Below are 16,087 nucleotides of genomic sequence, written 5' to 3'. Positions count from 1 at the left end.
ACCAAAGACGATGCGACCTATGAACAGTGGGATGATCGGCGGGATGTTTATGACACCTATTCGCATCAAAAGAAGGATCGGTATCGCTATTACCGCGATCCGCTTGTGGCTTCGATTACTGACCCGTATGGCTCGGACAAGTTGCGCAACCTGAACGCATCGAAAGCGGCGGCTCCGGCGTTTCGCAACGCGTCTCCCAACAGCAATGTCGGCAAGATCGCGACCTATCAGGCCGCTGCGGAAGCCTACTATGACCTGCGCGGAGATCTCTATGACGCGCGGCGCGAGCTGAGGGAACTGAACGAAAGCTATGACGGCCGCAGCAGCGACGACATTGCCGACGACATTGCCGCGCTTGATCCTTCAGACCCCAACTACCAAGACGACCTGAACGCGCTTGAGGATGAACTGCGTGACGCCGAAACCTATGAAGAGGCACGTGACGACCTGCGCGCAGATGTAAGAGACTTGAGAGTTGATGCATTGGTCGCTCAGAAAGAGGCAGAACATGCCTTTTTCGAGGCTTCAAAAGGTGCCACGTTAACGAAACAGTCTCTCTCTGAATTCCATTCGAACTTGCAGCTTCCTCTGCCGGGTAGGTAGGTTCAGCATTCGGGGCATGTTTTGACCTAGGACTTAACTGCAATTGCGGCTTGCCTAGACTGGGTGAGCCGCCCATATCTGTTTCATGCTTCGCTTAACTCCGATCCTTCTGGCGATTGCCTATGGCCTTGTGATGTACCGGATTTCCATCTGGCGCACCCATCGTGAGTTGGATCAGAAGTCGACCGAACTGGCTGATCCTGCCCTCAAACGAATGACGGACAGGCTGGCCGCTGCTTTGAATATCGCGCGGGTGCCGGTCTATATCTACGAGATTGACCCGGTGAACGGGTTGGCAGCTCCGGACGGGCGGATATTCATCACGCGCGGGTTTTATCGCAAGTTTCGCAACGGTGAGGTCTCGGCCGAAGAAATGGCCAGCGTGATTGCCCATGAGCTGGGCCATGTGGCCTTAGGGCATGCGAAGCGGCGGATGATTGATTTCTCAGGCCAGAACGCAATGCGGACCGCGTTGATCATGGTGTTGAACCGGTTCATTCCTTTCATCGGGGCCATGATTGCGAATGCGCTGACCTCCCTGTTGGCGTCGCGTTTGTCCCGACAGGATGAGTATGAGGCGGATGAATATGCTGCTGCCTTGCTGACGAAGGCCGGGATTGGGATCGCGCCGCAGAAATCTCTGTTCCACAAGTTGGAAGACCTGACGCAGCAACGCGCAGGGATGGTACCTGCGTGGCTGATGAGTCATCCGAAAACGGATGAGCGCATTGCCGCGTTGGAGGCTTTGGAGCAGCGTTGGGCGCGTGGCTGAGGATGCGCAGCGAGAGGCCAGCCTCTCGCGCTCTCCGAGGTATTTCTAGCCAGATGAAGAGGGATCCCGCCTAGGTGGTCAGGGCTTTGCCAAGGCGCGGCAGGCGGGCCTTTTTCATGAGCGCGCGTAGGCTCCATTGATCGCCGGACAGGCGGTTGGCTTCGGACAGAACCGCGTTGGCGGTCTCGGCCATGCCTGTGGGGTCGGTTTGCCAGAAGCTGTGGAGTAGGCTGTCTGGGTCGCGGCGCTCAAGTCCTTCTTCGGACAGGATGTTTCTGGGGAAGTCCTTGGCGTTGACGGTGACGATGACATCCGCCGAGGCCTCAATGGCCGTTGCCAGAACGTGGATATCGGCCTTGTCGGGCAGCCAGAGACGCTGTTCGATACCTGATGCGACCTTGCGTTCGGCTTTGGGCCAGTGCGCTTGGGCCAGAGCGATCTCGGCGCGGGCCTGTGCTTCGCCTTCGGGGCCCAGTTTGCGGGCTGCCCGGGCCCATTCTTCGAGGATGCGCGCGGACCAGATGGGGGTAAAATGGCCCAGTTCTGCGGCGCCCAATAGCATCTCTCGCATCACCGTCGGGTAGATGACGCAGGTATCCAGAACCGCCTTCACAGCCGGTAGAATACGGCTTTGAGGTAACCGCTTTCGGCTAGTTGTGGCAGTTGAGGATGATCGGGTCCGGCAAAGCCGGTGTGGATCAGTTGCGCCTGCCGCCCTGCCCGTCCTATCCCGCGGGACGAAGCGTCGCGGAAGCGGCCCAAATCCGCCGCATGAGAGCAGGAGCAGAGGCCCATATAGCCGCCGGGTTTGACCAGTGGGGCGGCGAGACGGGCGATGCGTTCATAAGCGCGCAAGCCGGCGTCGAGGGCTTGTTTCGAAGGCGCGAAGGCGGGCGGGTCGCAGATGACGACATCGAACTGCGCGCCATCTTCGCCAAGTTGCGTCAGCACATCGAAAGCGTCGCCTTGGCGGGTCTGGAACCGGTCAGCACATCCGCTTGCTTGGGCCCCTTTGGTGGCTAGGTCCAAAGCGGCGGCAGAGCCATCGACGGATAGTGCCTGTGCCGCCCCTCCAGCCAGCATGGAGAGGCCGAAGCCGCCCACGTGGCTGAACACGTCCAGCACCTGAGCTTCGGGATGCACCAAACGCGCCGCAAAAGCGTGGTTGGGACGTTGATCGTAGAACAGGCCGGTTTTCTGACCGCCGGTCAGGTCGGCCATATAGGTCGCGCCGTTCATGGGAACGGGCAGAGGCGCGTAAGGCGCGGTTCCGCGCAGGGTTTTGTTGACGTCGTCCAACCCCTCCAATCCGCGAGTCCGGCCAGAGGCGTTTTTCAGAACCGTCGTCACGCCAGTCACCTTGACCAGCGCGTCGGTTAGCGCCTCCAGATGCGCTTCGGCCCAGGCGGCGTTGGGCTGTATCACGCAGGCATCACCAAAACGGTCGATGATCACACCAGGAAAGCCATCGGCCTCGGCGTGGATCAGACGGTAGTATGGCGCGTCGAACAGGCGTTCGCGCATCTCAAGCGCGCGGCGCAGGCGGGTCTCGAACCAGTCCGCGTTCAGATCGGCCTTATTATCGCGATCCAGAACGCGACACATGATCTTCGACTCGGGGTTGACCGCGACCAAAGCGATCGGCACGCGTTTGTCATCCTCAAGCACGGCCAGCGCCCCGGCGGGGATTTTGCGCGTGCGCCGATCGGTGACGATGTCATTGGCATAGACCCATGGGAACCCATGGCGCAGCCCGCGCGCATTGGCTTTGGGTTTCAGTCGGATACGGGGACGGTCTTCGGCTTGGGTCATGACCGCCTCATAGTCGCGAACAGCCCGAAGGAAAACCCCCTAGCGCGGGCGAGAGCGCCAGCCGCCGCGCCGCTTGGGCGCTTGGGCGGCTTGCAGCCCTTCGGTCATCACCTGCGTCATGGGATGATCGGCCTCCTGAGCGGAATAGGCCGCGTGCAGCTGGGCCAGAGCTTGTTTCTGGTCCACGCCATCGGGCAGGCTGAGCGCCCAGTCCAGAAAGATGCTGCGGCATTCGGGCATGGTGATGCCTTCGATGTTATACGCCTCGCGGATCAGGCCCTTGGGGTCGTTTGGATCAGTGCTGCGCGCCATCTTCATCCTCTTTGATTACGCAGCCGATGATTTCGGCGGCGGTGGAGTAGCTGTCCTGCAATGCGGATTGCAGCGCTTCGACCTGTTCGAACCCGGTGGCACGGCATAGGAAGGCCGCTCCGCCCTCGCCGATTTTGTCCGCTTCAATCACCTTGCCCGAAAGCAGCCGCGCCGCGCATTGTACTGACCAGCATAAATCGTAGCTGTCCTTCAATGTTTGCGCCTGCGCGACATCCAACAAACCGGCAGCGACCGCCCCGTCGAGGCCGGACATCACATCCCGGTTTGCGAGGCCGGCCATCAGCGCGCCTGTCTCGGCCATCAGCTCGATATCCATCATCCGACCCGGGCCATTTTTGGCGTCCCAAACGCCCGCGGGGGCCTTGGCCGCCGCCAGACGTGTCCGCATTTCGGCCACTTCGCGCAGAACTTTGTCTGCTTCCCTTGGGCGCGACAGCAGCTCGGTTCGGAAGGTTTCTATGTCCTGAGCCAGGCCCGCGTCTCCGGCGACGACATGGGCGCGTGTCAGGGCGAGATGTTCCCACACCCAGGCCTCTTCCTGCTGGTAATGCTTGAAACTTGCCCAACTGGTGGCCACCGGCCCCTGATTGCCAGAGGGGCGCAGGCGCATGTCGACCTCATACAGTCGTCCCTGAGACATTGGAGCCGAAAGCGCCGTGATCAGTGCCTGCGTGAACCGAGCGTAATAGGTGCGCGTGGCCAGCGGGCGGGGACCGTCGGACATGTCCTGATCGAGCGGATCGTAGATCACGATCATATCCAAATCGGATTGCGAGTTGATCCGCCCTGCCCCCAGCGACCCCATGCCCAGAATGGCCGCTCCGCGCCCCGGTGCCGGGCCGTGTTTGCGTGCGAAGACGTCTGTCACATAAGGTAGGATCGCGGCGATCACGGCTTGCGCCAGCTCGGCATATTGCCGGCCGGCCCGCGCCCCGTCGATCAGGCCGCGCAGGTGGTGAACGCCAATGCGGAAATGCCATTCCTTGCACCAGCGCCGCGCCAGATCGAGTTGCGTTTCGTAGTCGGTTTCCTGCGCCAGTGCTTCCACCAACTCGGCCTGCAAAACCTCCAAACCGGGCCAATCGCTGAAGAAACTGCCTCCGATCACCGCGTCAAACACCGAGGCGTTGCGCGACAGATGAGACGCCAGCGCATGCGAGGTGCCGACGATGTCGATCAACAGGTCGATCAGATGTGGGTTAGCCTCAAAGAGCGAGAACAGCTGAACACCCGCTGGCAGGCCCGCCAGAAACCCATCCAGCGCCAACAGGGCCTCATCGGGTTGCGCGGTTTTGGCAAGGCGCGAGAGGAGCTCGGGCTTCAACCGGTCGAAGATACGTCGCCCGCGCTGAGACCTCAGGGCCGGATATGTGGCCCAGCGGGCGAGGATATTTTGGTCGAACGTCACCTCAGGCGCGGGCGTCGGCGTAGGCCCTGCGCCCGGTGCAAAGAAGCCTTCGGTCAGCTCATGCACTTCGGTCAGGCGGCGCATCAGGTCCTTGGTCAGATCGCTACTACTGAGACCCATCAGACAGGCGACCCGTTCGATCCCGTCTTCAGATTGAGGGACCTTGTGGGTCTGAGCGTCATGGATCATCTGAATGCGATGTTCGACCTCTCGATGCGCGCGATAGTGATCGGTCAGCTTTTCCGCAACCTCTTCCGGCACCCAGCCCTTCTGCGCCAGAGCCGCCAGCCCAGGCACCGTGCCGCGCACGCGCAGATCGGGGTCGCGCCCCCCTGCAATCAACTGCCGGGTCTGGGTGAAAAACTCGATCTCTCGGATGCCGCCCTGCCCCAGTTTCATGTCATGACCGGGGATCGAGAGGCTGCCGCCCGTTCCTTTGTTCTCGCGGATACGCAGGCGCATGTCATGGGCGTCCTGAATGGCGGCAAAGTCCAGATGCCTGCGCCAGACAAAGGGTTTCAGGGTGTCCAGAAACCGCTCTCCGGCCGCAAGATCCCCCGCGCAGGCGCGCGCTTTGATATAGGCGGCCCGCTCCCATGTGCGGCCGAGGCTTTCATAGTAGCGCTCTGCCGCCTCCGTCGCCATGCAGACCGGGGTCACTGCGGGGTCCGGTCGCAGGCGCAGATCGGTACGGAATACATACCCGTCGGCGGTTTTGTCGCTGAGCGTGGCGCAGAAATTGCGCGTGGCTCGCACCATTCCGTGACGGGCTTCGTAGAAATCATCCGGGTCAAAGCGCGTTTCATCAAACAGAACGATCAGGTCGATGTCCGAGCTGTAGTTCAGCTCATGCGCGCCCATCTTGCCCATCGCGAGAATGACCATCCCGGCAGCGGTTTCGACATCATCCTCGGTCTTTCCAGGCAGCTTCTTGCGGCGGATCAAGGCAGCAATCTCGGCCTTTGCAGCCACATCCGCCGCCAGTGCGCCAAAATCAGTCAGCGCTGCCGTTACCTTTTCCAATGGCCAAGCACCCGCGATATCCGCCAAAGCGGTCAGAACAGCCATCCGCCGCTTGGCCAGCCTTAACCCCGGCTTGAGCTGATCAGGCGCGAGGGTACGCGCGGCCTCCATCACCTCTGCCAAGGCGTTGTCTGGCTGGTGCATGGCCTGCGGCAGCCACACTTTCTCTTGCTCGATCAGCCCCTTCAGATACGGGCTGGACCCGGCGGTTCCGGCGATCAGATCGCCTTGCTCAGTCGTCAGGTCGGCAAGCAAAGCGCGGGTTTCGTCGCCCAAGGATTGGTCGAACGCGCGCGGCAGACGGTTGATGGTCAAACTCTCAGTCATACCCGGACCCTGCGCACCGCTGGGCGGCAAGGTCAATGCGGCAGACGCATTATTCCTGTTCGACCGGAGTGTCCTGACTGAAACTGTTGATCCAAGCGCCTGCCCGACGCTCCCAAAGGGAAGATATGAGCATCGCCTCCCACTCCTCCGCGCCTGGTCGCACATAATCAGCCCGATAGGACAGCAATACGATATCCGGGGTCAAAATCCGCAAGCGTTCTTCGCTCAACTTGAATTCCGCCATTGTCGGAGCTTCAGCGAACTGCCCGACATGGTCGTCCCGATTTGCAAAACCCGAGGGGTAGACACCCAGGAAATCAGCACTCAGAAGCGCCCTGTCAGCATGGGCATCGCCTGTCACCAAAGCAGACCATACCTGCTTTTCCAGCTCCAAGATCTCTACAAGCGTTGGCGCATTTATGTTCTCAGTCATCATGCCCGCACCCTGCTGCCCGAGGCCTGCGTCGTCAACCAAATCTGAAAATGTAAATCTTTTTCACATATACCCCTTGCAACGCCGCAAGCGCTACCCATCTAGATCATGTGAAAGGAATTTACATCAACCCCAGGAGAGACTACATGACCGCATTGTCCGAACCCGCCGCACCCGCAAATCCGGGGTGGCTCTATCGTGCCGAGGCTTGGATGGACGACAAAGGCAAAGGCGCCTGGATCGCCGCCATGGTTCTTGGGTTCATCTTCTTCTGGCCCGTGGGCCTCGCCCTTCTGGCCTATATGATCTGGAGCAAACGCATGTTCAGCAAGTCCTGCACCCGCCGCAAATCCTGGCACAGTCACATGAGCGCAATGAAGCCATCAGGCAACAGCGCCTTCGACGCCTACAAGGCCGACACCCTAGCCCGTCTGGAGCGTGAACAGCAGGATTTCGAAGCCTTCCTGCGCCGCCTGCGCGAAGCCAAGGATAAAGCCGAGTTCGACCAGTTCATGGATGAACGCGCCCGTGAAAACCACGAAGACGATGGCAAAGGCGAACCGGCCTGAATTGACTTGCCCTGTCCCGACCATTCGGGACAGGGTAGCACGACCCTCCCTTTCGGAAACCTGACCATGAACCACCTGCCCGATCCCGATACTCAACCCGAGTTCTACCAGTCCGTCGCAACCAAGCGCTTTGTCGCATGGTTGTTCGACATCGCCTTTATCTCACTTCTGTGCATCGTCCCCGTCTTCCTGACACTTGGGGCCGGGCTGTTCTTCCTGCCGCTGATCTATGCCGTGATCAGCTTTGTCTACCGGGTCATCACGATCTCGAACGGGTCTGCCACGCTTGGCATGCGGTTCATGGGGATCGAGCTGCGCGACGCATTCGGCGAACGGATGGATATGGGCAAAGCGGTGGCCCACACGGCCGGATACTTCCTCAGCATGGCGTTCTTCGTGGTTCAGATCGTGTCTGTCATCATGATGCTGACCAGCGCGCGGTGCCAGGGCCTGACGGATGCCTTCCTTGGCACAGTCATGATCAACCAGCGGGCCTGAACGCAACACACTTGAATCACTTGGCGGCTTGAAAATCCGTTGCTATCATCCGGTGCGAGGCTACATGGGACCTTCATGCGACACACGCTGCCAATTGCGCCACAATTCTATGTGACGGCCCCCCAGCCCTGCCCTTACCTTGAGGGCAGGATGGAGCGCAAACTCTTCACCGCTCTGCAAGGCGCAGGCGCGGATCAGTTGAACAATTCGCTGTCCCAACAAGGGTTTCGCCGGTCGCAGAACGTTCTCTATCGACCATCCTGCACCGATTGCGCCGCCTGCCTTTCCGCCCGGATCGACGTCTCGGCCTTCCGCCCGACCAAAAGCCAGAAACGCGCGGCCAAACGCAATGGATATCTAGAGCGCCGCGCAACCTCGCCTTGGGCCACCGACGATCAGTACGAGCTGTTCCGTCGCTACCTCGATACCCGCCACGCTGATGGCGGCATGGCCGATATGGACGTTTTCGAGTTCGCCGCGATGATCGAGGAAACCCCGATCCGCAGCCGCGTTGTGGAATATGCCGATCCTGAAACCGGAAACCTGATCGCCGTCAGTCTGACCGATGTTCTGGATGACGGCCTCAGCATGGTTTATTCCTTCTACGATCCAAACCAGCCGCAGAACTCCTTGGGCACCTACATGATCCTCGACCATATCGAGATCGCGCGTGAGGCTGGCCTGCCCTATATCTACTTGGGCTATTGGGTCCCCGGCAGTCCGAAAATGGGCTACAAAGCCAAGTTTTCGGGGCTAGAGGCCTATGTTCAGGGGCGCTGGGAGAAAATTTCCAACCCCGAGGCTTTCGCAGATGCATCGCACCACCCTCTCGCCTCGGCCCCTATAGCCGAGCAAGTGGCAAACATCCAACTGCCTGACCGCCACCCCACTAAAGGCTAATCCTTTCATGAAACAGAGCCTGCATGCTGTCACCCTCGTGGTGCCTGACTACGATGCTGCGATCAATTTCTACACTGCAACGCTGGACTTCACCCTTTCCAAAGACATTGATTTGGGAGGCGGGAAACGCTGGGTCCTCGTCACGCCGCCGGGTTCGGGCGAGGCCTCACTATTGCTCGCCAAAGCCGACGGGGCCGAACAAGAGGCTGCTATCGGCAACCAAACCGGAGGTCGTGTTGGGTTCTTTCTGGAAACCGATGACTTCCAACGCGATCACGCAGCAATGCGGGCAAAGGGTGTCCATTTCCAAGAAGAGCCCCGCGTTGAACCCTACGGCACAGTCGCGGTATGGCAGGACCCTTTCGGAAATCGTTGGGACCTCATCCAGTTCGCCTGATCCCGTTCATCCGGCCGAGGATAACTCATGCAAAGTCCGAGAAAGCGCTTCGCATCAAAACTCAAGCAAGAAAGCAAAAGAGGGCCCTGCAGGCCCCCTTTTTCATTTGGACTACACTCAGTGATCAGTTCGGGATCAGATCCGGCACGATGGTCACAATGGTCGGGAAGAACCATAGGATCGCAATACCAACGACCTGAATGATCACGAAAGGTACAACGCCACGATAAATATGGCCTGTCGTCACCTCTTTCGGGGCGACCCCTCGCAGGTAGAACAAGGCGAACCCGAAGGGTGGCGTCAGGAACGATGTCTGCAGGTTCACCGCCACCATGATGGTCACCCATTTCGGATCGAACGACCCGCCATAGATCACAGGCCCAACAATCGGGATCACGATGTAGATGATCTCGAGGAAATCCAGCACGAAGCCCAGAATGAACAGGACCAGCATCACGATCAGGAAGACCGTGAACTCGTTGTCAAAGCTGCGTAGGAACTGCTGGATGTAGTGCTCACCCCCGAACGAGATTACCACAAGGTTCAGCAGCTGCGACCCGATCAGGATGGTAAACACCATCGAGGTCACCTTCGCCGTCTCGCGCACCACCGGCGTCAGAACTCCGCTTGAGAACAGGACCCAGCAGCCGAACAACAGACCGAACAGAGCGTAGAGGTAAGTCGCATAGGCCATGATAAAGGCGATCCAGGTCTCAACCGGGACATTGCCCTGATTGATCCGCAAATCGAAGTTCACGCCCATCAGCAGACAGATGATGACTGCAAAGGTCGACCAGATAATCACACTACCGGACCGGCCCTGATCCTGCAGCTTGCGGTAAGCAGCCAGCATGATCGCACCACCGGCACCCAGTGCCGCAGCGGGTGTCGGATTAGTGACACCGCCAAGGATCGAACCCAGCACCGCGATGATCAGAACCAGCGGCGGGAACACCACTCGGATCAGATCGTTGGTGGCGCAGCGGGCGGCGGCCTCTTTACAGCCGTAGATCGCGATGGCGAAGGGGATCGCCAGCAGCACGAAAGTCGCCCCGGATGAGGTCGTCGGCTGGATGAAGAGAATATCCACCAACAGCATCAACAACAGGCCAATCGCCCCAACGATCAGAGGTTGCGGCGACCGCGAAGGCGCGATGCCACGACCCAGAACCAAGGTCAGCGTCAGCAGCACCACCACAATCGAAACACCGGTTCCGATAGGAGCCGCATTGGCGATCTTGGCGTCACGTGCGGCGGCGAGTTCTTCCTCGCTCAGGCGCTCGGCGCTGGCGACGCCACCGGCGGCGTCGATTGCCTCTTGCTCGGCCACGGCCTGATCCCAGGCGGATTGGCCATGCAGCTCGATCATCGAGGCCTGACACTCAGCCGAGACATTCGTGCGCAAAGACGCTCCCTGCCCCACATCCGAGAAGGCCGAGACCGAGATGTTCTGGCTGCCGATCACACCTGCACTGCCCAAAAGCACCGCACCGACGATGATCGCAACCGGCGCACCCAGCAGCCAGGTCAGACCCTCAGAACGGGTGATCGTCTCACCAGAGCCACCCGACAGCTCAACAGCCGGAGCCTTGTCCGGGTTCAGCAGCGCATAACCGAAGGCATAAAGCGCGTAGAGCAGCGCCAGCATGATCCCCGGCAACAAAGCCGCTTGGAACAAGGTTCCAACCGAGACCACCGCAGGCTCCCCCAAAAAGGTCAACGCATCGGTACAGCCCGCCTCGACCGCACGCTCTTCCTGTGCCGTCGAATACAGGTCACCCGCCAACGTACCCAGAAGAACAATCACGATCGAGGGAGGGATGATTTGCCCCAGCGTCCCCGAGGCCGCGATCACACCTGTCGCCAACTCGGGCGAGTAGTTGTTTCGCAACATCGTCGGCAGCGCCAGCAAGCCCATGGTAACCACGGTCGCACCAACGATCCCGGTCGAGGCGGCCAGAAACGCACCCACAACAACAATCGACACGGCCAGACCACCAGGCAGCGGTCCAAAGACGCGCGCCATCGTTGTCAGCAGGTCGTTGGCGATCTTGGAACGCTCCAGCGTGATGCCCATCAGAACGAACATCAGCACCGCCAGAAGGGTCTCAATCGACTGACCGGCCAGAACCCGTTCGTTCATGCGGTTGACGATGAAGGAAACGTTCCGGTCCAGCGCGGTTTCCCAACCCGAGGGGAAAACCGGCTCGCCTATCCTTGGTAAGTCCGGGTATCGGAAGACCGAGACCGTATCGGGTTTGACCCCGGAATTCACCAGGTCTCGGTAAGCTTGTGAGCCAGTGTCAATCGCCTGATGGATCAGCAATCCAGCGCTGTCCAGCGCGGCGATGATCCCGAAGGAGATCACACCCGCCCCACCGATGGCAAAGGCCACCGGGAAGCCTGAGAGAATGCCTCCGAAAAGGCAAAAGAATACGATAATGAGGCCTATCTCGACGCCATCAAGTCCGAATAGCATTGTCTTGGTCTCCGTCCTTAATGTGCGCCTTCGTAGGCTTCTTCGCCCTCACCAAGGCTATCCTTGTCGAGGTATTTTCCGGCGCTTTCCGGCCCTTCCACGTATTCCAGATACGACCGCCATAGGAAGGCAACCGCGTGCAAGAACACCATGCCCGCAAAGATCACGAGCAGGATTTTGAACAGGAAATACGCGTTGAAACCGTTCGGGCTGAAGCCGATGGTTTCCACGTTCCAGCGCAGGGCGCGCGACTTGGCCACCAGCCTGTCCAGTGTGTCACTGGCCGAGGGTTTCGGTACGATCAGGTGCCGCCACATGAAGTACCAGCCATACATCCAGGTCAGCACGGCCATCGGCATCATGAACAACACCGCCCCGCACATATCGACCACCCGCTTGGCGCGGTGGCTGATACCGGCATAGATCAGGTCAACCCGCACATGCCCGCCTTGCACGAAGGTGTAGGTGCAGCACAGGCAGACGACCATCGCGTTATAGAGCTTCAGCTCTTCGGCAAACCAGCTGATGTCCTGATTGAAGGGGATACCCAGACCAAAAGACATATCAGGCCGGGCAAAGACACGCTGCATAAACACGATAACGATCTGCTGGATCACCATCAGCAAACCCGCCCAGGCAAAGAACCGCCCGGTCGTGTTGGCGAAGGCCTCGAGCCCGCGCACCATGCCCCACATCACGTTTCGGTAGTAGAGGCCGATGGCCGTCAGCACCAGAAACAGCGTGAAAACCACGAAGAAGAACTCGACCGAGCCTCCGTAGTAGACAAAGCGCATGATGGATTCGTTGTCGGACCAATCCAGCCACAGCTGCGGATGCGTGATCGCATATCCAAAATTATAGAAGGCTTCGGCAATGTTCTGAATGAACCAGATCAGTCCATTCCACAGGGCGCCGAAAAACGAGATACCGTTATCGTCCTGCATGTTGTCCCCGGGTCACATCAGTTGCACTGCAAATTATAGCGGCATGATGGGTCCGCGCATATGCAACAAGAAAGGCTCCCCCGCGATTGCGGGGAAACCGTTTGGTCAGTTCACTTGGGATTAGCCGCGAACGCGGTCGCGCTGAGCGGTATAGGCACCCGACGACAGGTTCAGCCAGCCCGAGGACGATGCCATCGAGGCCATTGCGCTGTCGTGGATCTTCTTGAACAGCTCGTCGCCCATGTTCTCGTCCAGAACCTCTTGCGAAGCCTGACCGAACGCATCCCAAACGCTGTCTGGGAATTCCATGACCTTCACGCCACCCGACTGCAGACGCTGCAGGGCTGCACCGTTGTTCGCCAGGAATTGCGCTAGGTTCCACTGGTGCGCTTCGGCCGCTGCGATCTCGATGATCTTCTGCTGGGCCGGTGTCAGTTCGTCGAACACGTCGCGGTTGGTCGCCAGCGACAGACCAGCGCCCGGCTCGTGGAAGCCCGCAGTGTAGTAGGTCTTGGTGATTTCCTGGAAGCCCGCTTTTTCGTCCGCCCAGGGGCCGATCCACTCGGTACCGTCAATCGCACCCGAGGAGAGCGCCTGATACACTTCGGAACCCGGAATGTTCTGAACCGATGCACCCAGTTTACCCAGCGCCTGGCCACCCAGACCCGGCATGCGGAACTTCAGACCCTGGAAATCCTCGGGGCCGTTGATCTCTTTCGAGTACCAGCCACCTGCCTGCGCGCCGGTGTTACCCGCCAGGAAGGATTTCAGGCCAAAGATCGAGCCCAGCTCGTCATGCAGCTCCATACCGCCGTCGTGGTAGTACCAGTTCACCAGTTCCTGCGCGGTCATGCCGAACGGAACAGCCGTGAAGAAGGCATAGCCCGGGTGCTGACCCACAAAGTAGTAGTCAGCAGCGTGGTACATGTCGGCCTGACCGGACGAAACGGCGTCGAAGACTTCGAACGCGCCAACCAGCTCGCCTGCTGCTTTGATTTCAACATTCAGGCTGCCATCGGACATCGCGTTGATGCTGTCGGCGCAGCGCTGCGCGCTGTCGAACACGCCGGCCAGACCACGACCCCACGAGGTCACCATGGTCAGAGTCCGCTGACCCTGCGCATAAGCCGGTGCCGCCAGTGCGGTAGCCGCAGCAGCCGAGCCGCCCAGAGCAGATTTCTTCAGAAATGAACGACGATCCATATGAGTGTTCCTCCCCTTCATAAGTCCTCGCCCGGAGGGTTCCGGGCCTGTCGCTTTCAATGGATCGGAGCCTAGAGGCAGAGTTATGAAAGGGAATACCTACTACTGCGTAGAAACCCGAATTTCTGCCCGTTTTTCGCAGATAAAATCGGCAAAAAAGCCAGCCATCCCACGTTCCCGAGGGCATTTACCCCCAGAAACGCTCATTCTTTTTGCATTTTCGCCGCCGCTTGCGTATCGATTCGACCATGCAAAGACTCCGACATCTGGTTTCGCTGACTTATGCGCAGAAACTGTCTTTGGTTGCGGCCATCCCTTTGGTCGTTGCCGTCGCGGCCATTGCCTTTCTGGTCGCCTATCAGGCCCGTGCAACATCCGAGCGCGAAATACAGGCGCTGGAGCTGCGCCTGATCGAGGCCAAGAAGGAAGAACTGAAGAACTATGTCACCCAGGCGCGCAACGGATTTGCCTATATCTACGGGCGCGCTGAACCTGACGATGATGTCGCTAAAACGCTGGTAACTCAGATTCTGTCGGCGATGATCTACGGGCAGGACGGGTTCTTCTTTGTCTATGATTACGACGGCACGAACCTGGTCAGCCCCCGCCAGACCCAGTTCATCAACCGCAATTGGGACGGTCTGACCGACAGCGACGGTACTCCGGTCGTGGATGAGTTTATCCGTCTGGCGCGCCAAGGTGCAGGCTGGCACAGTTTCATGTGGGAAAAGCCCTCGACCGGGGAAGAGGCGCAGATGATCGCCTATGTCGTGGGCCTGCAGGATTGGCGTTGGGCCGTGGGTACCGGTGTCTTCATCGACGACATATTGGCCACCGTCGCCAATGCCCGCGCCGAGGTCGAAGACCGGGTCCAGCGCACCTTCATGTATATCGGTGCCATCGTTGTGGCCTCGGTTCTGATCGTCTTCGCGTCAGGCATGTTGCTGAACATACGCGAACGGCGGCTGGCGGATGCCAAGCTGAAAGAGCTAACCCAGCGGGTCTTCGACGCTCAGGAAGAAGAACGCGGCCGCGTCGCGCGCGAGCTGCATGACGGGATCAGCCAGATCCTTGTCGGCGTGCGCTATGCGCTAGACAATGCGCGAAGGCGCTTGTCCCGAGGCGATGACGCGGGCGCGCAGGCCCCATTGGACAAGGGCATAGATCACCTTGGTACGGCGATCACCGAAGTGCGCCGCATCAGCCGCGACTTGCGACCTGGTGTTCTAGATGATCTGGGCCTCGGCCCCGCCCTCAAGGCGCTGACCGATGACTTCCGCGAACGCACAGGAATCGAAACCGAGTTTTCGACCGTTGTCTTCCGCAATCGGCTGGATCAGGACAGCAAGATCGCCCTCTACCGCATCGCTCAAGAAGCTTTGACCAATATTGAGCGCCACGCAGACGCCTCGCATGTTACAATCGACCTGCGCGGGCACAAGAAAGGCGCGACTATGCGGATCACTGATGACGGGCGCGGGCTGCGATCTGAACCGGATCAGAGCGGCACCGGCATTGGGCTGCGTAACATGCAGGAACGGATCGAACAGCTTGACGGCACGCTGCGTATTCTGTCATCACGCGGTCCGCACGGGGGCACGGTGATCGAAGTCAGCCTGCCCCTCAGCCACCTGCTGCCGCCGCAGGAAGACGCAACACCGAACCGAAAGGCCGGGACATGACCATCCGAGTCCTTATTGTCGACGATCACCCCATGGTGGCCGAGGGCATCCAGTCGATCCTCGAAAGCTATGACGAGATTGAGGTCGTCGGTACTCTGGGCAGCGGTCAGGCCGCCGTTGATCATGCGGCCGAGTTGACCCCCGACGTGATCCTGATGGACCTCAACATGCCAGGCCTCGGCGGCCTGAGCGCGACCGAACTGATACTCGAACGCCTGCCCGAGACTCGCATTTTAATCCTGTCGATGCATGACAGCCCCGAATATATCTCGACCGCTCTCAGCCACGGGGCCAAAGGCTATGTGCTGAAAGACGTCCCCACGGATGAGATCAAACAGGCGATCGATGCCGTGATGAAGGGCGAGCAATATCTATGCACCGGCGCCAGCGGGTCCTTGAAACCCAAAGGCGACAGCACCCGCGAAGCCCTTACCGGGCGCGAACAGACCATCCTTCTGGAACTGGCGCAGGGCAAATCCAACAAAGAAGTCGCCCTGGCACTCGATATCTCGGTCCGGACTGTCGAGACGCACCGCAAGAACATCAAACGCAAACTGGGCATCTCCTCTACAGCAGGCTTGACCCGTTATGCGCTGGAACATGGCGTATTGCAGGGCACCGGCGTCGGCTTCTGAGCCACCCGCAGCGCGGTACGCGCTGCCCGGCCCAACCAGAGGAGGCGCGCCGCAGGCGCGTTGACGATG

At 59.7% G+C, this 16,087-nt stretch carries 16 protein-coding genes; 8 read left to right on the top strand and 8 right to left on the bottom strand.

Annotated features, from left to right (window positions below; translation table 11 throughout):
- Together ACR0B5_RS13315 and ACR0B5_RS13310 are read left to right on the top strand one after the other, a co-directional pair.
- The coding region (locus tag ACR0B5_RS13315) for a hypothetical protein (protein ID WP_480541020.1) at window positions 1–603 on the top strand (603 nt) is incomplete at its 5' end.
- Between the two features lie 85 nt (window positions 604–688).
- Window positions 689–1,375: a M48 family metallopeptidase gene (locus ACR0B5_RS13310; protein WP_170482987.1), complete on the top strand. Its 687-nt coding sequence runs from the start codon at window positions 689–691 to the stop codon at window positions 1,373–1,375.
- Window positions 1,376–1,445: 70 nt separating this feature from the next.
- Here ACR0B5_RS13310 and ACR0B5_RS13305 read toward each other — a convergent pair whose 3' ends face one another.
- From ACR0B5_RS13305 to ACR0B5_RS13285, 5 genes are read right to left on the bottom strand one after another with little or no spacing between them, the layout of a single operon-like run.
- Window positions 1,446–1,988: an RSP_2648 family PIN domain-containing protein gene (locus ACR0B5_RS13305; protein WP_480541018.1), complete on the bottom strand. Its 543-nt coding sequence runs from the start codon at window positions 1,986–1,988 to the stop codon at window positions 1,446–1,448.
- Window positions 1,985–3,187: an RSP_2647 family RNA methyltransferase gene (locus ACR0B5_RS13300; RefSeq protein ID WP_480541016.1), complete on the bottom strand. Its 1,203-nt coding sequence runs from the start codon at window positions 3,185–3,187 to the stop codon at window positions 1,985–1,987. The genes ACR0B5_RS13305 and ACR0B5_RS13300 overlap by 4 nt, the downstream gene beginning before the upstream one ends.
- 39 nt (window positions 3,188–3,226) lie before the next feature.
- Complete coding sequence (locus ACR0B5_RS13295; protein WP_480541014.1) at window positions 3,227–3,499, bottom strand: hypothetical protein; 273 nt, start codon at window positions 3,497–3,499, stop codon at window positions 3,227–3,229.
- Window positions 3,483–6,278: a [protein-PII] uridylyltransferase family protein gene (locus ACR0B5_RS13290; protein WP_480541012.1), complete on the bottom strand. Its 2,796-nt coding sequence runs from the start codon at window positions 6,276–6,278 to the stop codon at window positions 3,483–3,485. Before ACR0B5_RS13290 ends, ACR0B5_RS13295 begins: the two co-directional genes overlap by 17 nt.
- Before the next feature lie 49 nt (window positions 6,279–6,327).
- Complete coding sequence (locus ACR0B5_RS13285; protein ID WP_480523356.1) at window positions 6,328–6,714, bottom strand: DUF4440 domain-containing protein; 387 nt, start codon at window positions 6,712–6,714, stop codon at window positions 6,328–6,330.
- A gap of 143 nt (window positions 6,715–6,857) precedes the next feature.
- Here ACR0B5_RS13285 and ACR0B5_RS13280 point away from each other — a divergent pair, with 143 nt between their 5' ends.
- The 4 genes from ACR0B5_RS13280 (at window position 6,858) to ACR0B5_RS13265 (ending at window position 9,075) form a co-directional block, all read left to right on the top strand.
- Window positions 6,858–7,280 (top strand): DUF2852 domain-containing protein, encoded by a 423-nt coding sequence (locus ACR0B5_RS13280; RefSeq protein WP_480523354.1) that lies wholly within the window; start codon window positions 6,858–6,860, stop codon window positions 7,278–7,280.
- Between the two features lie 66 nt (window positions 7,281–7,346).
- Window positions 7,347–7,778, top strand: a complete 432-nt coding sequence (locus ACR0B5_RS13275; protein ID WP_170489069.1) for an RDD family protein — start codon at window positions 7,347–7,349, stop codon at window positions 7,776–7,778.
- 75 nt (window positions 7,779–7,853) lie between these two features.
- Window positions 7,854–8,678 (top strand): arginyltransferase, encoded by an 825-nt coding sequence (locus tag ACR0B5_RS13270; RefSeq protein ID WP_170373969.1) that lies wholly within the window; start codon window positions 7,854–7,856, stop codon window positions 8,676–8,678.
- A gap of 7 nt (window positions 8,679–8,685) precedes the next feature.
- Window positions 8,686–9,075 (top strand): VOC family protein, encoded by a 390-nt coding sequence (locus ACR0B5_RS13265; protein ID WP_480541010.1) that lies wholly within the window; start codon window positions 8,686–8,688, stop codon window positions 9,073–9,075.
- A gap of 124 nt (window positions 9,076–9,199) precedes the next feature.
- Here ACR0B5_RS13265 and ACR0B5_RS13260 read toward each other — a convergent pair whose 3' ends face one another.
- The 3 genes from ACR0B5_RS13260 to ACR0B5_RS13250 all read right to left on the bottom strand — a co-directional run bounded on the left by ACR0B5_RS13260 (window position 9,200) and on the right by ACR0B5_RS13250 (window position 13,701).
- Window positions 9,200–11,554: a TRAP transporter large permease gene (locus ACR0B5_RS13260; protein ID WP_480541008.1), complete on the bottom strand. Its 2,355-nt coding sequence runs from the start codon at window positions 11,552–11,554 to the stop codon at window positions 9,200–9,202.
- Window positions 11,555–11,571: 17 nt separating this feature from the next.
- The gene (locus ACR0B5_RS13255) at window positions 11,572–12,498 is read right to left on the bottom strand and encodes a TRAP transporter small permease subunit (protein WP_480541006.1); all 927 of its coding nucleotides are present in this window, start codon (window positions 12,496–12,498) and stop codon (window positions 11,572–11,574) included.
- 120 nt (window positions 12,499–12,618) lie between these two features.
- Window positions 12,619–13,701, bottom strand: a complete 1,083-nt coding sequence (locus tag ACR0B5_RS13250) for a TRAP transporter substrate-binding protein (protein WP_170373973.1) — start codon at window positions 13,699–13,701, stop codon at window positions 12,619–12,621.
- 248 nt (window positions 13,702–13,949) lie between these two features.
- On the opposite strand from ACR0B5_RS13250, the gene ACR0B5_RS13245 reads away from it, so the two are divergent.
- Entirely contained in the window at window positions 13,950–15,383 is a 1,434-nt protein-coding gene (locus ACR0B5_RS13245; protein ID WP_170466340.1) for a cache domain-containing protein, read from the top strand.
- Window positions 15,380–16,018 (top strand): response regulator transcription factor, encoded by a 639-nt coding sequence (locus ACR0B5_RS13240; protein ID WP_480541004.1) that lies wholly within the window; start codon window positions 15,380–15,382, stop codon window positions 16,016–16,018. Before ACR0B5_RS13245 ends, ACR0B5_RS13240 begins: the two co-directional genes overlap by 4 nt.
- Window positions 16,019–16,087 lie beyond the last annotated feature (69 nt).

This window comes from Ruegeria sp. AG1 (assembly GCF_056541705.1).
Note: the sequence above shows the minus strand (reverse complement) of the source record. Positions and strands in the feature narration are given on the sequence as shown.

What these genes read in the sequence shown, in the direction of transcription:
- ACR0B5_RS13310 (WP_170482987.1), top strand. Translation starts at nt 689, where the DNA reads ATGCTTCGCTTAACTCCGATCCTTCTGGCGATTGCCTATGGCCTTGTG.
- ACR0B5_RS13300 (WP_480541016.1), bottom strand. Translation starts at nt 3,187, where the DNA reads ATGACCCAAGCCGAAGACCGTCCCCGTATCCGACTGAAACCCAAAGCC.
- ACR0B5_RS13295 (WP_480541014.1), bottom strand. Translation starts at nt 3,499, where the DNA reads ATGGCGCGCAGCACTGATCCAAACGACCCCAAGGGCCTGATCCGCGAG.
- ACR0B5_RS13290 (WP_480541012.1), bottom strand. Translation starts at nt 6,278, where the DNA reads ATGACTGAGAGTTTGACCATCAACCGTCTGCCGCGCGCGTTCGACCAA.
- ACR0B5_RS13285 (WP_480523356.1), bottom strand. Translation starts at nt 6,714, where the DNA reads ATGATGACTGAGAACATAAATGCGCCAACGCTTGTAGAGATCTTGGAG.
- ACR0B5_RS13280 (WP_480523354.1), top strand. Translation starts at nt 6,858, where the DNA reads ATGACCGCATTGTCCGAACCCGCCGCACCCGCAAATCCGGGGTGGCTC.
- ACR0B5_RS13275 (WP_170489069.1), top strand. Translation starts at nt 7,347, where the DNA reads ATGAACCACCTGCCCGATCCCGATACTCAACCCGAGTTCTACCAGTCC.
- ACR0B5_RS13270 (WP_170373969.1), top strand. Translation starts at nt 7,854, where the DNA reads ATGCGACACACGCTGCCAATTGCGCCACAATTCTATGTGACGGCCCCC.
- ACR0B5_RS13265 (WP_480541010.1), top strand. Translation starts at nt 8,686, where the DNA reads ATGAAACAGAGCCTGCATGCTGTCACCCTCGTGGTGCCTGACTACGAT.
- ACR0B5_RS13260 (WP_480541008.1), bottom strand. Translation starts at nt 11,554, where the DNA reads ATGCTATTCGGACTTGATGGCGTCGAGATAGGCCTCATTATCGTATTC.
- ACR0B5_RS13255 (WP_480541006.1), bottom strand. Translation starts at nt 12,498, where the DNA reads ATGCAGGACGATAACGGTATCTCGTTTTTCGGCGCCCTGTGGAATGGA.
- ACR0B5_RS13250 (WP_170373973.1), bottom strand. Translation starts at nt 13,701, where the DNA reads ATGGATCGTCGTTCATTTCTGAAGAAATCTGCTCTGGGCGGCTCGGCT.
- ACR0B5_RS13245 (WP_170466340.1), top strand. Translation starts at nt 13,950, where the DNA reads ATGCAAAGACTCCGACATCTGGTTTCGCTGACTTATGCGCAGAAACTG.
- ACR0B5_RS13240 (WP_480541004.1), top strand. Translation starts at nt 15,380, where the DNA reads ATGACCATCCGAGTCCTTATTGTCGACGATCACCCCATGGTGGCCGAG.